Origin of the sequence: Micropruina sp., from assembly GCF_047606665.1 — a bacterium.
Lineage (GTDB): Bacteria > Actinomycetota > Actinomycetes > Propionibacteriales > Propionibacteriaceae > Micropruina.
Genome location: NZ_JASGEF010000030.1, coordinates 1 through 16138 on the forward strand (window position 1 = coordinate 1; position 16138 = coordinate 16138).

A 16138-nucleotide genomic window follows, 5' to 3' on the forward strand; every position below is an offset into this window, starting at 1 on the left:
ACCGCTCATCTAGGAGCGGAAGCAAGACCCCATACCTCGCCTGAAGCCGCTCCTCAGTCCATCTCTCAATCACCGTCACAGCTGGCCGAACAGCCAACACGCCCCGAAAATTCCTTACAGGCCCTAACGAGCAGCGCCGCGGCTTCTGGACGGCCGGGCTGGGCGTCTTCGTCGCCTGGAATCTGTTCACCCTGATCGGCGCCTTGGCCGGCAACGCGATGGGCGATCCGGCGATGTGGGGCTTGGACGGCGCCGCCTGCGCGGCCTTCCTGGGCTTGTTGTGGCCACGGTTGCACGGCCGCAATCCGATCGCGATCGCCGTGGTGTGCGCCTTCGTGACCGTGGTGTTCACCCCGCTCACGCCGCCCGGACTGCCGATCATCATCGCGGCCGTGGTGGCCGCCGGAGTATGGGCGGCGCAGCAACGGAGGGCCGCGTAATGGACCTCTGGCTCTGGGTGTTGCTGGCCTGCGCGGCGGCGTACGCCCTGAAGGTGTCCGGCTACCTGCTGCCCAAGTCGGTGCTCGACCGGCCCTTCGTCCCGTCCCTGGCGGCAGCCCTCACCGTCGGCCTGCTGGCGTCCCTGGTGGTCAGCAACACCGTCGCCAAAGGCCAATCGCTGGTGCTCGACTCGCGGCTGCTCGGCATCGGCGCCGCCGCCCTGGCATTGAAGCTGAACTGGGCCCTACATCATCGTCGTGGTCGTCGGTGCAGCAGCCACCGCCTCCGGACGCTGGGCCGGGCTCCCCTGATCTGCGCACCGCTGATCAGGCCAGCCGACGAATCTTCGGGGACGAATCTTCGGGGACGGTTCTAATCTTCGGGGACGGTTCTCGCGCATGCGAATTCCGAACGCGAGGGGACGGTTCTCGCGCATGCGAATTCCGAACGCGGAAGAACCGTCCCCGGACATGCGAGATTCGAATACGGAAGAACCGTCCCCAACGTTCGCGGGTGAGGGAGTCAGGCGTCCAGCATCGCGGAACCGAGCCAGTCGGCGGGGATGCCGAAACCGTCGACCAGTGCTGTGGCGCGGGGACGCAGATCGTGGCAGAGCTGGTTGATCTGGCGCCGCAGGGCCTTGGCGCGGGTGTCTGACATGCGGTTGTGGGAGAGGTACCAGCCGGCGTCCGATTCGAGGCTGGTCAGGGCGAACAGGGTGCAGAGCTCGTTCAGGGTCTGCCGCGCGGGGCCCGCCGGGCAGGCCTCGATGCCGGCGATGAACGAATCGAGCACCACCCGCTCCATGTGCGCGCGGGCCACGAACAGCACGTGGTCTTGCATCGCATTGACCTGATCGAAGGAATCCCGGTCGGCGGAGCGCATCCGGCGGGCCAGCGAGTCGACGCTGTGCCGCTCCCGCTCCTCGAACATCCAGGCGTGCCAGCCCCGGTCGGAGACGGCGGCCGAATCGCCCTTGCGCCGCGCGGCGGCCGCCAAACGCTCGGCGAACAGCCCGGCCCCGGTCCGCTCGATCACCGCTCCGCCGACCAGGCGGGCGGACGCCTGCACCAGGCCGAATCTGCCCAGGCCGCCCCAGACGTCGCGATAGTCGGTCAGCACGCCCTTGGCGACCAGCTGCAGCAGCACCGTGTTGTCGCCCTCGAAGGTGGCGAACACGTCGGTGTCGGCCCGCAGCTGGGTGAGCTGGTTCTCGCTCATGTATCCGGCCCCGCCGCAGGCCTCGCGGCAGGTCTGGATTGCCGTGTTGGCGAAGTCGGTGTTCAGCACCTTCAGTCCGGCGGCCAGAGTTTCCAGCGCCCGCTGCGCCCGCGGATCGTGGGCGCCGTCCGAACTCACCGTCCCGTAGGCGTCGATCAGGTCGTTCTGGGCGAAGCCGAGCGCATAGGCACGGGCGATCGCCGGGAGCAGTTTGCGCTGGTGCGACAGGTAGTCCAGCAGCGGCGACTCGTCGTCGGAATGCGGGTGCCGGAATTGCGCCCGGCGTTCGGCGTAGCGGGTCGCGATCGACAAGGCCCGGCGCGCGGCGATCGCCGCCCCGCCGCCGATGCAGATGCGTCCCCGCACCAGCGCGCCCAGCATGGTGAAGAAGCGCCGGTTGGGGTTCTCGATGGTCGACACGTAGCGGCCCTCGGCGTCCACCGAACCGAATCGGTCGAGCAGCATCTCGCGGGGCACCCGGACGTGGTCGAAGGCGATGGTGCCGTTGTCGACCCCGAGCAGACCGCCCTTGTGGCCGTTGTCGCCGATGGCGATGCCGGGCAGGGTGCGGCCGTCGACGTCCCGCAGCGGCACCAGGATGCAGTGCACCCCGCGTTCGATGCCGTCGACCACCAGCTGACCGAAGACGGCTGCCATTCGGCCATGCGCGGCGGCGTTGCCGATGTAGGTCTTGGCCGACGACTCCTTGGGCGAATGGACGACGAACTCGTCGGCGTCCGGGTCGTAACTGATCGTGGTCTCCAGCGAGGCGACATCACTGCCGTGTCCGCGCTCGGTCATCGCGAAACAGCCCAGGGTCCGCAGACTGAGCGCGTCGGCCAGGAACGATTCGTGATGTTCGGGGGTGCCGAGGCCGGCGATCGCTCCCCCGAACAGGCCATGCTGGACGCCGGACTTGATCGCCACCGACAGGTCGCCGTAGGCGACCGTCTCGAAGTCGACCAGCGACTGGATCTGGATGTCGGCGGTCGCTTCCTCGACGCCGACGATGGCCTGCCCGAAGCCGACGGCGACCAGTTCCTGGAGCCGGCGCAGCGTCCAGGCACGGGCCTCGTCCACCCCCAACGAGGGGTCCCGGAGCATGCCCGCGGACGGGAAGGCGGCCCGTCCCGCCGTCCGGCGCTGGTGGTGCGGGCCCTCGAACGCGGCCAGCAGCGCGTCGCCCAATCCGGGTGCGGCAAACGTCTCTTCGGTAGCGCGGCGAGTGGCTGCGATGCTGCTCATCGGTGTCCTTCCAGGGTGTTGACAAGGCGATTCGCGCGATAGGCGGGCGCGAACAAGTCGGACAGGTCGTCGGCGACCTCAGCAGCCGGACGGTTCATTCCGGCCCGGATCCACTGGTCGGTGGCGGCCCGGACGCAGCCGACCAGACCGTGCCCCCAGGTGTCCGCCCGGTCGGCCGGCAGGCCGCCGGCATGCAGCAACTCCGCGATCCGCTCGCCGATCCGCATGGTCAGCCCGGTCACCGGGTCGTCGCTCAGATCGCCGTCCACCAGCGGCCGGGCCATCACGAAGCGGTAGATCTCCGGGTCGCGCTGCACCAGGCGCAAGTAGCTGTGGGTGAGGTCGCGGATCAGCCGGCCGAGGTCGTCGCCGTCGACGGACGCCTCCCAGTCGACCGAGGCACGCAGGTCGTCGAGGATGAACTGGGCGACCTTCTCGACCACCGCCCGGTACAGGCCGGGACGGTCGCCGAAGTGCCGGTAGATCACCGGCTTCGAGGTGCCCGCCTCGGCGGCGATCTCGTCCATGCCGACCGTCGCGCCGTGCCGGCGAATGGCGCGCAGGGTCGACTCCACCAGCTCACGGCGGCGCTGCCGGCGGTGCTCCGTCCACCGGGTGTCGCGTCCGTCCAGCTGCGTTTTCACGACCGCCACACTACCCGATACTTCCTGTACCTGCTACCGTGAGTGTCGATAACTTGTCCAGTTGAGGAGACCCGATGGCAGACCTGCGCAACGCGGTGATCGTGGGCAGCAACCGCGTCCCGTTCGGAAAGGTCGGCGGCGCCTACGCCTCCGCCACCAACATCGACCTGCTGACGGCCGCCATCGACGGCCTGGTGGCCAGATTCGGGCTGGCCGGCGAGCGCCTCGGCGAGGTCGGGGCCGGTGCCGTCCTCAAACACAGCCGCGACTTCAACCTGACCCGCGAGGCGGTGCTGTCCTCGGCGTTGAGTGCGGCGACCCCCGCCTACGACGTCCAACAGGCCTGCGCGACCAGCCTCGCCGTCGCGGTGCAGCTGAGCAACCGGATCCGGGTCGGGCAGATCGACGTCGCCATCGCCGGGGGCGTCGACTCGGCGTCCGACTCGCCGGTGGCGGTGAGCGACCGGCTGCGCAAGACGCTGATCAGGCTGAATGCCGCCAAGACTCCGCTGGACAAGGCGAAGACGCTGGCCAGCGTCCGGCCCGGCGACCTGGCCCCGGAGGTGCCGAAGGCCGCCGAGCGCCGCACCGGGCTGAACATGGGCCAACATCAGGCGCTGACCACCGCACAGTGGGGCATCGCCCGGCAGGCGCAGGACGAACTGGCCGCGGCCAGCCACCACCACCTGGCCGCCGCCTGGGACTCCGGCTTCTTCGACGACCTGGTCACCCCCTATCTGGGCCTGACCCGCGATCAGCCGCTGCGCGCCGACACCTCGGTGGAGAAGCTGGCGAAGCTGCGTCCGGTGTTCGGTGACGGTCCGGACGCCTCGATGACCGCCGGCAACTCCACCCCGCTCTCCGACGGCGCCGCGACCGTGCTGCTCGCCGATGAAGGCTGGGCGCGACAGCGGAATCTGCCGGTGCTGGCCCGGATCGTCGATGCCGAGACCGCGGCCGTCGACTACGTGCTCGGCAATGAGGGCCTGCTGATGGCCCCGGTGCACGCCACGGCTCGACTGCTCGCCCGCACCGGGCTGTCGCTGCAGGATTTCGACTACTACGAGATCCACGAGGCGTTCGCGTCGACGGTGCTGTGCGCGCTGGCCGCCTGGGAGTCGGCCGACTACTGCCGCGGCGTGCTCGGCCTGGACGGCCCGCTCGGCTCGATCGACCGCGCCAAGCTCAACGTCAACGGCTCGTCGCTGGCCGCCGGGCATCCGTTCGCCGCCACCGGGGCCCGGATCCTGGGCACGCTGGCGAAGATGCTGGCCGCCAAGGGTGCCGGCAGTCGCGGCCTGATCTCGGTCTGCGCCGCCGGCGGTCAGGGCCTGGTCGCGATCGTGGAGGCCTGCTGATGACAATCGACGACCTGATCTCCGGCGTCCTGGACTCTCGGATCGGCAAGGCGGTCGCCGCCAAGGCCGGTCTGCCGGAGGCCACCGTGCTGCGTCGCGGCGAGGCGATGCCGTCCGGACCAATCGCGCTGGGCGTCGTTGGGCTGGACGTTGTCGAGCCGGACGCCGGCTCGCTGGTTCCGGACGCCCTGGCGACGCTCGGCATCGACGTCCAGCCCGCCCTGATCGACACCCCGGACGCCCGGACCACCGACGCCGATGGCCGACAGCGTCCGCCCGCCTACCCGGGACGCCTCGGCGCCATCGTCGTGGACGCCACCGCGGCGAACCGGATCGGGCAGTTGGAACAGGTCCGGGCGGCGCTGCGTCCGGCGGTGAAGGCGCTGGAACCGTCCGGTCGGGTGCTGATCGTGGCCGCCGATCCCGCATCGGCGTCCGATGTGGAGACCGCGGCCGTCCGGCAGGCGCTGGACGGCATCATGCGCAGCGTCGGCAAGGAGCTCCGCTTCGGCGCCACCTGCAACCTGATTCAGGTCGCGGCCGGGACGACGCCGTCCGAGCTGGCCCAGGTGGTGTGTTTCGCCTTGTCGGGACGCTCGGCCTATGTGGACGGTCAGCCCTTCGTACTGACTCCGCTGGTTGAGCGTGTCGAAACCAGCGAGGGTCTCGACAAGCTCGATCGGCTACACGACGAGAGTCTCGACCGGCGATCCGGGCGGATCGTGGTGGTCACCGGTGCCGCCCGCGGCATCGGCGCGGCGATCGCCCGCCGGTTCGCCGCCGACGGCGCTCGTGCGGTGGTGGTCGACGTCCCGGTCGCCGGCCAGGCGCTGGCCGGGGTCGCCAACGAGATCCATGGCACCGCGTTGCAGCTCGACATCACCGCGTCGGACGCCGGCGCGCGGATCGCCCGGCATGTCGTCGAACGGTACGGCCCGGACGCCCGGATCGGTGCCCTGGTGCATTGCGCCGGGATTCTCCGGGACAAACTGCTGGTCAACCTGGACGAGCAGCGTTGGGGCGCCGTGCTGGAGGTGAACCTGGCCGCCCAACTGCGGATCAACGACATCCTGCTCGACCCCGATCAGGCCGGTGGTGTCGCCGACGGCGGCCGGATCGTGGCCATCGCGTCCACCAGCGGTTGGGCGGGCAACCGTGGCCAAACCAACTACGCGGCGTCCAAGGCCGGGGTGATGGGCATGGTGCGGGCCTTGTCGGCCCAGCTCGCCGACCGCGGGATCGCCGTCAACGGCGTCGCCCCCGGATTCATCGAGACCGACATGACGGCGTCCATTCCGGTGATCGACCGGGAGATCTTCCGCCGTTCGTCCAGCCTGCTGCAGGGCGGGCGTCCGGTCGACGTGGCGGAGGCGATCGTCTTCCTGGCCGACCCGGCCACACCGATGAACGGCCAGGTGCTCCGAGTCTGTGGCCAGTTGATCGTGGGGCGCTGATGAGCGACGTCGTCGTCCTGGACGGGATGCCCACAGCGACCGGGCAATACGCCCGCGCCCTCTCGCCGCGGGCGCGGCCGCCGGCCGCCGCCGGTCTGCCCGATCGGGTGGTGCACCTGCTGCATCACCGCTGCGAGATCGCCGAAGTCGCCGCCTACAACCAGGTATGCGGCTTCACCCTCACCGATCGGCTGCCGGCCACCTGGCTGCATGTGCTGACCTTCCCGCTGCAGCTGACCCTGATGACGGCACCCGACTTCCCGCTGGCGCCGCTGGGCATGGTGCACGTCAGCAACACCCTCACTCAGGTTCACCCGGTCTCGATCACCGAGCCGATGGAGCTGACCGTGCACGCCGACGCCCTGCGGCCACATCGCCGCGGCGTCCTGGTCGACCTGGTCGGCGAGGTCCTGGTGGCCGGCGAGCCGGTCTGGACGGGACGCTCGACCTATCTGAACCGTTCCGCGTCGCTGGCAGCGGGGTCTCGACAAGCTCAACCAACCGAACCCGACGAAGCACGACCAACGACAACCGGCGAGGCTCGACCGGCCGACGACCAGGCTCGGACGGCGGTGGCCGACCTGCCCACCGCCGGATTGTGGCGGCTGCAGTCCGACCTGGGCCGGCGCTACGCGGCGGTGTCCGGCGACGTGAACCCGATCCATCTCAACCCGCTGGCGGCGAAGGCGTTCGGGCTGCCGGGCATGATCGCCCACGGCATGTGGACCCACGCCCGCGCGCTGGCCGCCTTCCAGCCGCGGCTGCCCGATTCCTTCCAGGTGTCGGTGCGGTTCAGCAAGCCGGTCCGGCTGCCGTCCACCGTCCGGTTCGCCGCCGCGACCACGGACGGCGGACTCGCCGCGCAGCTCACCAACCGCGCCGCTGACAAGGTGTTTCTCACCATGGATGTCACTGGTCGGTAGCCATCCGGGCTGGACGCCGACGCCTCAGCCGCGGCGCAACCGCCTGATCGCCACTTCGGCCAGCAGCGCGGCGGAGTCGGCCAGCACTCCGTCGTCGAACAGCGCTCGCGCGGAATGGTTGGTGGCGGCCGTGGCGAAGTCGGCGCCGGGGTAGGCGGAGACGAAGATGAACGCGCTCGGCACCTGCTGCCCGATCAGGCTGAAGTCCTCGCCGCCGGCCTTCGGGAAGGGCTCCTCGACGTAGCGGTCGGCGCCGAACAGGTCGACGACGGTATCCACCACGTGCGCATACTCGGCCTCGTCGTTCATCGTCACCGGATAGCCACGCTGATAGTCCACGTCGGCGGTCATCCCGTGGGCTTCGGCGATGCCGCGGGCCAGGCGTCCGATCCGTTCCGGGATGCCGGCGTGGTTGGTCGCCGAGAAGGTGCGCACCGTCATGTCCAGCTGCGCGTCGTCGGGGATGATGTTCTCCTTGCTGCCGGCGGCGATCCGGCCGACGGTCACCACGACCGGGTCGAAGGCACTGAATTGCCTGGTCACCATCGTCTGCAGGGCGATCGCGATCTCGCAGGCGACCGGCACCGGGTCCAGCGCGTTGTGCGGCTGGGAGCCGTGCCCGCCGCGTCCGCGGACGACGACCTGACAGTGGTCGGCGGCGGCCATCAGCACGCCGGGACGCCCGCTCCACACCCCGAACGGGTACTGGGCGGCCATCACGTGAAGTCCGTAGGCGGCGTCGGCCCGGCGTCCGGCCGCGTCCAGGACGCCCTCGGCGATCATCGGACCGGCACCGCCTGGCCCTTCCTCGCCGGGCTGGAACATGAACACCACATCGCCCGGCAGCTGGGAACGCAACTCGTGCAGGATCTTCGCCGCGCCGACCAGTCCGGCCACGTGCAGGTCGTGGCCGCAGGCATGCATGGTTCCGGTGTCGGCGGCGAACTCCTGGCCGGTGGCCTCGGTCACCGGAAGACCGTCCATATCGGCGCGCAGCAACACCACCGGCCTGGTCGCGGTGGTCTCGGCGCCACCTCGCAGCACTGCGACGACGCTGGTCAGCGAGGTCCCGGTGCGGATCTCCAGATCGAGCCCGGCCAGCGCGGCGAGGATCCGCGCCTGCGTCCGCGGGGTGTGGTTGCCCAACTCCGGGTCGGCATGGATCTCGCGGCGCAGCGCGCACAGTTCGGGGTGGATCCGTGCGGCGATGGCGGTTGCGGTCATCGCCACACCCTAGGGAACCCTTGCGGCCATACCGCGGCATGGTGAGGGCATGGCAACCCGGAAGATCACCATCACGCTCCCCGAGGAGTTGGTGGAGACAGCTCGCGGCCTGACCGACAATCTGTCCGGCTACGCGGCGGAGGTCGCGCTGTTCGGTGGCGCGAGCGAGGGCGCAGTCGCGTGACCCCGTGGGGCGGCACAGTCGTCCTGGATTCCCAGGGCTTCTCGAGCTGGCTGAGCGAGGACGCCGCGGTGATGGCGCTGCTCGCAGCGGCGCATCGAAACCAGTCCGATCTGGTCGTCTCCGCGATGACGATCGTGGAGGTCTCGCACCCGTGGCTGAACCGCCGCCGACTCGATCGGGTACTGTCCCGAACCCGTGTCGAGCCGGTCAGCGAGCGATCGGCGCGGGCCGCGGCGGCCCTCCTGGCGGCGTCCGGCAGGCACGGCCACAGCCACGCGATCGACGCCACCGTGGCCGAACTCGCCTCTCGCCAGACTCGGCCGGTGGCCGTGCTGACCTCCGATCCGGACGACCTCAGCCGGCTGTGCGAGCCTCATGTCCGCATCGTTCCGGGTCTAGGCCCTCCCTAATCAGTTCTGCCCTCCTGTCGACGGGAGGGCAGAACTGATTGGGGAGGGCCTAGTCACGCAGCGCCCGGCCCAGGGCGTCCAGCTTGGCCTCCACCGCGGTCAGCCGGGCCTCGGCTTCGCTCGGCAGGACGCCGGCATCGGCCGAGCCTGCCGGCGTCGCCGTCCCCGCCCGGCGACGGCTGAACTTCCACCAGCCGACACCGACCGTCACGACCAGGGCGATGCTCATCACCAGGAATCGGGGCCACTGCTGGCCGGCCGAGATGCCGATGCCCACCGCATAGATCATCGTGAACAGGCCACCCAGCAGCGCCCCGTTGGCCAGCACCGAACCGGTGTTCGCAATCGCCAGAGACAACAACATCACCACGGTCGCGCAGATCAACAAAATGATCGACGTGGTCAGCCGATAGGCATTCCAGGCGCCGTCGGGGCTTGTGGAGTAATTGGGTTCCGGATAGAAGGTGTTGACGCCGATTCCGATGAAAGCCGTCACCACCAGGCCGACGAAGAAGCTGAAGATCACCTGCAGCATCGACTGGCCGAGATCTCGTTGCGCGCTCATACCTCCAAGCGTGCCAGCACGGCGTCCGCGTAGTGCTGTTTCGCGCCAGGAGCCAGCCGCAGAAACAGACTCGGCTCGAATAATTCCAGCTCCGCCAGCATCGGACGTCCCGCGGCGTCGCGAACCAGGTCGACACGGGCATACAGGAACGATTCCCGGACGCTCCGCGCCGTCATCGACTCGGCGGCGACGGCCAGCACCTGCTCCGCCAGCGCCCGCTCGTCCGGGGCGGCATCGACCGGGCAGACCGAGGCAACACGGTCACCCGCGGGCAGCATCCCGCCGCCGAGCGCCAGCAGCGGTCCGCGGCGCACGGCGTGCACCAAGCGACCGTCGATGTACACCAGCGACCGCTCGCCGAGCTCGGCGATCGACGCGATGGCCGGCTGGACCATCACCTCCTTGCCGAGTTCGACGATCCGGCGGGCCAGGTCGAGCGCGGCCGGGTCGTCCGGCTCGAACAGCCCGGTGTTGGCCGACGACGCCGACACCGTCGGCTTCACCACCACCCGGCCCGGCAGCGTGGCGATGGCGCCACGCACCTCGTCCGGCGTCCGGCAGAACACCGTCGGACAGACTTCGACGCCGCGGCCGGCCAACTCGGCCAGGTAGCGCTTGTCCAGGTTCCAGCGGATCACCTCGGGATGGTTCAGCACCCGGGTCTGGGACTCGGTCCGATCGAGCCAGGTCAGGAACTCGGCCGTGTGACGCGGATAGTCCCAGGGTGACTTGATCACCACCAGGTCACTGGCCGACAGTACGGACGCCTGTCGCCAATCGGCCAGCTCACACCGGGCGCCGCGACCGACCAGCTCGGCCTGCACCAGCAGCAGCTCGGGGTCGCCCTGCGCCGGGTCGATCAGCACCTGCCTGGAGGTGATCAGGGTGACGGTCGGCATGGCCACCATCCAACCTCACCGACCCTTGTTCGCGCTCCGGGTTGGTGAGCATGATGATCTGGTGACCGAACCGAGCGAGCCGTCCGACGATCTGGCTGCCGTCCTGCGCTGGCAGGCCAGCGGCGGCGAGGTGCGGGCGCTCGCCTGGGGACCACCCGTCATTGTCGCGCTGATCACGTGCGACGGGGGCCAGGAGATGCAGCGGATCGCCTCCGCAGCAGCCGATCTGGCTGCCCATCTGCGCGGCTGAGAGTCGACCCAGACGCCGCCCCCGCTCGGTTGCAAAACGATGACAATCCGTACGGACGGCGTCGAAATTGCTTGTCAACTCATGAGTAGCCGGGTTAACGTGCCGAGATGCCAGAGCCACTCGTCGTGATCGAAGGCGTCAACAAGCACTTTGGTGATCTGCATGTACTCAAGGACATCAACCTGTCCGTCGCCAAGGGCGAGGTGGTGATCCTGATCGGCCCGTCCGGGTCGGGCAAATCGACGTTGTGCCGCACGATCAACCGGTTGGAGACCTTCGAGACCGGCTCCATCACCATCGACGGCAAGAAGCTACCCGACGAAGGCAAGGAGCTCGCCAACCTGCGTGCCGACGTCGGCATGGTGTTCCAGTCCTTCAACCTGTTCGCCCACAAGACGATCCTGGACAACGTCACGCTGGGCCCGATCAAGGTGCGCAAGACGCCAAAGGTCGAGGCAGAGCAGCGGGCCATGGAACTGCTCGGCCGGGTTGGCGTCGCCCATCAGTCGGCCAAGTACCCGGCCCAACTCTCCGGCGGCCAGCAACAGCGGGTCGCGATTGCCCGCTCGCTGGCGATGAACCCCAAGGTGATGCTGTTCGACGAGCCGACCTCGGCGCTGGATCCCGAGATGATCAACGAGGTGCTGGACGTCATGGTCGAACTCGCCAAAGAGGGCATGACCATGATCGTGGTCACCCACGAGATGGGCTTCGCCCGCAAGGCCGCCGACAAGGTGGTGTTCCTCGCCGACGGCGAGATCGTCGAGACCGGCACACCGGCCGAGTTCTTCACCAACCCGACATCGGCCCGCGCGAAGGACTTCCTGTCGAAGATCCTCACCCACTGACCGAGCAACAGAACCCGAATCGCAAAGGAGTTCGACCATGACGCTGAAGAAGATCGGCGCCACCCTAGCGGCCACCGCGCTCGCGCTATCCCTGACCGCCTGTGGCGGCGGATCCACCACCGACCTGTCCAATCTGAAGATCGGCATCAAATTCGACCAGCCCGGCCTGGGGCTGAAGACGGGCGAGACCTACTCGGGTTTCGATGTCGATGTCGCCACCTACATCGCCGGCAAGCTCGGCACCACGCCCGACAAGATCCAGTGGACCCAGGCGCCTTCGGCTCAACGGGAAACGCTGATCGAGAGCGGCCAGGTCGACCTGGTGGTGGCCACCTATTCGATCAACGACCAGCGGAAGGAGAAGGTCTCGTTTGCCGGGCCTTACCTGGTCGCCGGCCAGGATCTCCTGATCCGCGCCAACGACACCTCGATCACCGGCGTGGACTCGCTCAAGGGCAAGAAGCTGTGCTCGGTGACCGGCTCCACCTCGGCACAGCAGGTCGAGCAGAAGGTGCCGGGGGTCAACCTGCAGAACTTCTCTGGCTACTCCGATTGCGTCGCTGCACTCGCCGCCGGGACGGTTGACGCCCTCACCACCGACGACACCATCCTGGCTGGCTACGCCGCCCAGCCCGAGTACAAAGGCACGCTCAAGGTCGTCGGCAGGCCGTTCACCGTCGAGAACTACGGCGTGGGCTTGAAGAAGGGCAACACCGAGTTGTGCAACAAGGTGACCGACGCAATCAAGTCGATGCTCGCCGACGGCAGTTGGCAGAAGTTCCTCGACAAGAACCTCGGCCCGGCCGGGTACAAGCCGGGAGAGGGCAATCCGCCCACACCCGCCGCTTGCTCGTAATTCCCATCGGAGGGTGTCGCCCACCGCGGCACCCTCCGGCGAGTCGAAGGGTCGACGTTGATGGGCGACATTCTCGCAAAGTACAACGTGCTGGCCGCCTTCTGGGTGACCATCGAGTTGGCGGTGCTCTCGGCCCTCGGAGCACTGATCCTCGGCACGTTGGTGGCGATATGCCGTGTCTCACCGGTGCCGGTCTTGCAGTTCATCGGCACCAGCTACGTGAACATCTTGCGCAACACACCACTGACGGTGCTGATGGTGGCGAGCATTCTGGGCGCCAGCTTCATCCTCGGCCTCAGATGGTCAGACGATGCCAAGACCAATGCCTTCATCTGGGCCGTGATCGTGCTGAGCGTGTACCACGCGGCCTTCGTCTGCGAAGCGCTGCGCAGCGGAGTCAACACCATCCCGCCGGGGCAGGCCGAGGCTGCACGCTCGATCGGGCTCACCTTCCGTCAGTCACTGACCGAGGTACTGCTCCCTCAGGCATTTCGCGGCGCCATCGCTCCGCTGGGGTCGACGCTGATCGCGCTGATCAAGAACACCACAGTGGCTGCCGTCATCGGAGTATCGGACGCCGCCGGCCTGATGGCGACAATCGTCGAGAATGAGACCGGCAGTCTCCCGGTCTTCGCGATCTTCGCCCTCGGCTTCGTGATCCTCACTCTCCCGCTGGGCGTGTGGTTCACTCATCTCTCACAGCGTCTGGCGGTGAAACGATGAGCGCCCAGGCGGTCCTCTTCGACGCTCCGGGACCCAAGGCCCGGCGGCGCCACCTGATCCTCACCATTGTCGGCGTGGTGATCGTGATCGGCATTCTCGCCGCGGTGGTCTATCAACTCGAAGCCAGAGGGCAGTTGACCGCCGAGAAGTGGATGCCGTTCCTCACGGTGAGCGCATGGCGCGACTATCTCGCCAGGGGCCTCATCGGGACGGCGATCGCCGCGGCCCTCTCCGTCGTACTGGCGGGCGCACTCGGCCTGCTGCTCGGTATCGGACGGCTGGCCCACACCCGTTGGATCCGCTGGGTGAGCGGAGTCATCGTGGAGTTCTTCCGGGCTGTTCCGGTGCTGATCATGATGATCTTCCTGTTCAATGCCCTGCTGGTGGTCCGCTGGTTCCGCAACGATGTGAACCCGCTGATGGCCGTGGTCGTCGCACTCACCCTCTACAACGGTTCGGTGATCGCCGAGTTGGTGCGTTCCGGTGTCCATGCTCTGCCCAAGGGCCAGTCCGAGGCCGGCCTGTCGATCGGTCTCACTCCCAGCCAGACGCTGCGCTCGATCCAGTTGCCCCAAGCACTGGTGGCCATGCTGCCCGCGCTGATCGGCCAGCTGGTCGTGGTGGTCAAGGATTCCGCACTCGGCTACCAGATCACCTATTCAGAACTGCTCACCTGGTCGAAGACCTTGGGCTCCGCCTTTGCCAACCCGGCGCCCGCCTACATAGTCGCCGCGGGACTCTTCATCCTGATCAACTGGTCGCTGACCAGGCTGGCCCGTGCCGTGGAACATCGCCTTCGGAAGCGCACTGTCACGGCAGCACCGCTCACTACGGCGGCGCCCACCATCGTCCAGGGCGGCGTGGAGCCCGGCGGCCCGTCCAACGATCTGGTCGAGCCGTACCAGCCACCCCCACCGAGGGACTGAGCCGTGTAGTCCCCGGCTCGCACCGTCATCCCGGCCGAACCCGCCAACCGGCGACAACGCGTCATCCCGTGCTTGCCCCGTGATCCCGTGTCGCGCGGACGAGATATCGCGGCCGAGATCCCGGCGTTCGCCGGGATGACGAGTGGGAGCCGGCATTCCGAGTGGGAGCCGGCATTCCGAGTGGGAGCCAGCATGACCTGCCTGGAGCCCGTTTTGACACCCACTCCGAACACCATGAGAATGATTGTCATGAAGACGTTCAGGGCGGTAGTGACGGCGGCGGCAGCCCTCGGGCTGGCAATCACGGCGGGATGTTCGACGGGGACATCGACCGGCTCGGCCAGCCCCTCCGCGTCCGCCTCCGCGGCGGTGACACCGCTGAAGGTGACCGCTTCGTTCTATCCGTTCGAGTACGTCACCGAGCAGGTCGGCAAGGACCTGGTCACCGTGACCGACCTGACCCAGCCCGGCGCCGAGCCGCACGATCTGGAACTGTCGCCGAAGCAGGTGGCCGGCATCGCAGAATCCGATCTGCTGATCTTCCAGAAGGGCTTCCAGGCAGCCGTCGACTCCGCGCTGCAGACCGTGACGCCGAAGCGGACGGTCGACACCGCGTCCTTCCTCACCCTGCACGAGGCAGCGCACGACGAAGGCGAGGAAGAGCACGGCGACGAACACGATCACGGCGCGCTCGATCCGCACACCTGGCTCGACCCGAACAACATGGTGGCCGTCACCGAACACGTCCGCGACGCCCTCGCCGAGGCCATGCCGGACGCCAAGGCGACCTTCACCGCCAACGCCGACGCACTGATCACCCAGCTGCAGCAGCTCGACACCGACTACCGCGCCGGTCTCGGCTCCTGCCAGCGCAAGGTGTTCGTCACCTCGCATGAGGCGTTCGGATACCTGGCTGCCCGCTACGGCCTGGAGCAGGTCGGCATCAGCGGCATCGAGCCCGACACCGAGCCGACCGCGGCCCGGATCGCCGCCGTGCAGAAGCTGGCCAAGGCCAACGGCGTCACCACGATCTTCTTCGAGACCCTGGTTTCGCCGACCGTGGCGAAGTCGATCGCCGGCGACCTGCAGCTGGCCACCGACGTCCTCGATCCGCTGGAAGGCCTGACCGAGGAGTCCCGCGGTTCGGACTACATTGAGGTCATGAAATCCAATCTCACCTCGCTACAGAAGGCGAACGGCTGTTCATGACCCCTGCCTCAGGGCACTCCGCTCCGGCGATCACCGCAGACCAGGTCGACGTGGTGCTGTCGGGCGTCCCCATCGTCCGCCAGGCGAACTTCGAGATCGGCGTCGGGCAGGCGGTCGCCGTGACCGGCAACAACGGCTCCGGCAAGACCACGCTGATGCGGGCCTTGCTGGGGCTGGTGCCGCATCGGGGCACGATCCAGCTGTTCGGCACCGAGTTGGGCCGGTTCCGCGGCTGGCGCCGGATCGGCTACGTGCCGCAGCGCAGCACCATCCTGGTGCAGCAGGCCACCGCCCGTGAGGTCGTGGCCTCGGGACGCCTCGGGCTGCGGCGTCCGCTGTGGCCGGCGACGGCGTCCGATCGTCAGGCCGTGACGGACGCCCTCACCCGTGTCGGCATGGACGACCAGGCCCAGGCTCCGTTCGTCCGGCTGTCGGGCGGCCAGCAGCAACGGGTGCTGATCGCCCGCGCGCTGGCCGGCGAGGCCGACCTGATGGTCTGGGACGAGCCTCTGGCCGGGGTCGACCAGACCACCCAAAGCGTGCTCGCCGACGTGCTGGCCGGCCTGCGCCGACGGCGCAACACCGTCGTAATGGTGTTGCACGAGCCCGGCCCGTTCGAGCCGCTGATCGACCGCGCGATCACCCTGGCCGACGGCCGGGTGATCGCCGACGGACCGTTCCAGCCGGCACCCGGCGGGCACGAGGTGCACGAACTGCCGCGCAGCCACGTCTACGGCACCGGACTCGAGGTGGTCTGA

At 68.5% G+C, this 16138-nt stretch carries 19 protein-coding genes; 14 read left to right on the forward strand and 5 right to left on the reverse strand.

Features of this window, described 5'->3' with window-relative positions; genetic code table 11:
* Window positions 1-203: 203 nt before the first annotated feature.
* Both QM619_RS06545 and QM619_RS06550 read left to right on the forward strand, forming a co-directional pair.
* Window positions 204-440, forward strand: a complete 237-nt coding sequence (locus tag QM619_RS06545) for a hypothetical protein (RefSeq protein ID WP_415105682.1) — start codon at window positions 204-206, stop codon at window positions 438-440.
* Entirely contained in the window at window positions 440-817 is a 378-nt protein-coding gene (locus tag QM619_RS06550) for a hypothetical protein (RefSeq protein WP_415105684.1), read from the forward strand. Before QM619_RS06545 ends, QM619_RS06550 begins: the two co-directional genes overlap by 1 nt.
* 146 nt (window positions 818-963) lie before the next feature.
* On the opposite strand, the gene QM619_RS06555 is transcribed toward QM619_RS06550, so the two are convergent.
* Both QM619_RS06555 and QM619_RS06560 read right to left on the reverse strand, forming a co-directional pair.
* A complete protein-coding gene (locus tag QM619_RS06555) occupies window positions 964-2907 on the reverse strand; it encodes an acyl-CoA dehydrogenase (protein WP_415105687.1) in 1944 nt (647 codons plus the stop codon).
* Window positions 2904-3551 (reverse strand): TetR/AcrR family transcriptional regulator, encoded by a 648-nt coding sequence (locus tag QM619_RS06560; protein WP_415105690.1) that lies wholly within the window; start codon window positions 3549-3551, stop codon window positions 2904-2906. Before QM619_RS06560 ends, QM619_RS06555 begins: the two co-directional genes overlap by 4 nt.
* A 74-nt stretch (window positions 3552-3625) precedes the next feature.
* On the opposite strand from QM619_RS06560, the gene QM619_RS06565 reads away from it, so the two are divergent.
* The 3 genes from QM619_RS06565 to QM619_RS06575 are packed head-to-tail and all read left to right on the forward strand — an operon-like array spanning window position 3626 to window position 7286.
* On the forward strand, window positions 3626-4909 hold the full coding sequence (locus tag QM619_RS06565) for an acetyl-CoA C-acetyltransferase (protein WP_415105693.1): 1284 nt from the start codon (window positions 3626-3628) through the stop codon (window positions 4907-4909).
* A complete protein-coding gene (locus QM619_RS06570; RefSeq protein WP_415105696.1) occupies window positions 4909-6363 on the forward strand; it encodes a 3-oxoacyl-ACP reductase in 1455 nt (484 codons plus the stop codon). The genes QM619_RS06565 and QM619_RS06570 overlap by 1 nt, the downstream gene beginning before the upstream one ends.
* On the forward strand, window positions 6363-7286 hold the full coding sequence (locus QM619_RS06575) for a MaoC family dehydratase (RefSeq protein ID WP_415105699.1): 924 nt from the start codon (window positions 6363-6365) through the stop codon (window positions 7284-7286). The genes QM619_RS06570 and QM619_RS06575 overlap by 1 nt, the downstream gene beginning before the upstream one ends.
* A gap of 24 nt (window positions 7287-7310) precedes the next feature.
* Here the strand turns inward: QM619_RS06575 and QM619_RS06580 are convergent, their stop codons facing one another.
* The gene (locus QM619_RS06580) at window positions 7311-8510 is read right to left on the reverse strand and encodes a M20 metallopeptidase family protein (protein WP_415105701.1); all 1200 of its coding nucleotides are present in this window, start codon (window positions 8508-8510) and stop codon (window positions 7311-7313) included.
* Window positions 8511-8559: 49 nt separating this feature from the next.
* On the opposite strand from QM619_RS06580, the gene QM619_RS06585 reads away from it, so the two are divergent.
* Together QM619_RS06585 and QM619_RS06590 are read left to right on the forward strand one after the other, a co-directional pair.
* Window positions 8560-8694, forward strand: a complete 135-nt coding sequence (locus QM619_RS06585; protein ID WP_415105704.1) for a hypothetical protein — start codon at window positions 8560-8562, stop codon at window positions 8692-8694.
* On the forward strand, window positions 8691-9104 hold the full coding sequence (locus tag QM619_RS06590) for a PIN domain-containing protein (RefSeq protein WP_415105707.1): 414 nt from the start codon (window positions 8691-8693) through the stop codon (window positions 9102-9104). The genes QM619_RS06585 and QM619_RS06590 overlap by 4 nt, the downstream gene beginning before the upstream one ends.
* 49 nt (window positions 9105-9153) lie before the next feature.
* Here QM619_RS06590 and QM619_RS06595 read toward each other — a convergent pair whose 3' ends face one another.
* Both QM619_RS06595 and QM619_RS06600 read right to left on the reverse strand, forming a co-directional pair.
* Window positions 9154-9669 (reverse strand): hypothetical protein, encoded by a 516-nt coding sequence (locus tag QM619_RS06595; protein ID WP_415105709.1) that lies wholly within the window; start codon window positions 9667-9669, stop codon window positions 9154-9156.
* Window positions 9666-10568, reverse strand: a complete 903-nt coding sequence (locus QM619_RS06600; protein ID WP_415105712.1) for an ATP-grasp domain-containing protein — start codon at window positions 10566-10568, stop codon at window positions 9666-9668. The genes QM619_RS06595 and QM619_RS06600 overlap by 4 nt, the downstream gene beginning before the upstream one ends.
* 61 nt (window positions 10569-10629) lie before the next feature.
* On the opposite strand from QM619_RS06600, the gene QM619_RS06605 reads away from it, so the two are divergent.
* From QM619_RS06605 to QM619_RS06635, 7 genes are all read left to right on the forward strand, one after another.
* Window positions 10630-10818 (forward strand): hypothetical protein, encoded by a 189-nt coding sequence (locus QM619_RS06605; RefSeq protein WP_415105715.1) that lies wholly within the window; start codon window positions 10630-10632, stop codon window positions 10816-10818.
* Window positions 10819-10925: 107 nt separating this feature from the next.
* On the forward strand, window positions 10926-11666 hold the full coding sequence (locus QM619_RS06610) for an amino acid ABC transporter ATP-binding protein (RefSeq protein WP_415105718.1): 741 nt from the start codon (window positions 10926-10928) through the stop codon (window positions 11664-11666).
* A 37-nt stretch (window positions 11667-11703) separates the two neighbouring features.
* On the forward strand, window positions 11704-12522 hold the full coding sequence (locus QM619_RS06615) for a glutamate ABC transporter substrate-binding protein (protein WP_415105720.1): 819 nt from the start codon (window positions 11704-11706) through the stop codon (window positions 12520-12522).
* A gap of 60 nt (window positions 12523-12582) precedes the next feature.
* Window positions 12583-13245 (forward strand): amino acid ABC transporter permease, encoded by a 663-nt coding sequence (locus QM619_RS06620; RefSeq protein ID WP_415105723.1) that lies wholly within the window; start codon window positions 12583-12585, stop codon window positions 13243-13245.
* Window positions 13242-14171 (forward strand): amino acid ABC transporter permease, encoded by a 930-nt coding sequence (locus QM619_RS06625; RefSeq protein WP_415105726.1) that lies wholly within the window; start codon window positions 13242-13244, stop codon window positions 14169-14171. The genes QM619_RS06620 and QM619_RS06625 overlap by 4 nt, the downstream gene beginning before the upstream one ends.
* A 249-nt stretch (window positions 14172-14420) precedes the next feature.
* Window positions 14421-15380, forward strand: coding sequence for a metal ABC transporter substrate-binding protein (locus tag QM619_RS06630; protein ID WP_415105729.1), 960 nt, complete (start codon window positions 14421-14423; stop codon window positions 15378-15380).
* Window positions 15377-16138, forward strand: a complete 762-nt coding sequence (locus QM619_RS06635; RefSeq protein ID WP_415105731.1) for a metal ABC transporter ATP-binding protein — start codon at window positions 15377-15379, stop codon at window positions 16136-16138. The genes QM619_RS06630 and QM619_RS06635 overlap by 4 nt, the downstream gene beginning before the upstream one ends.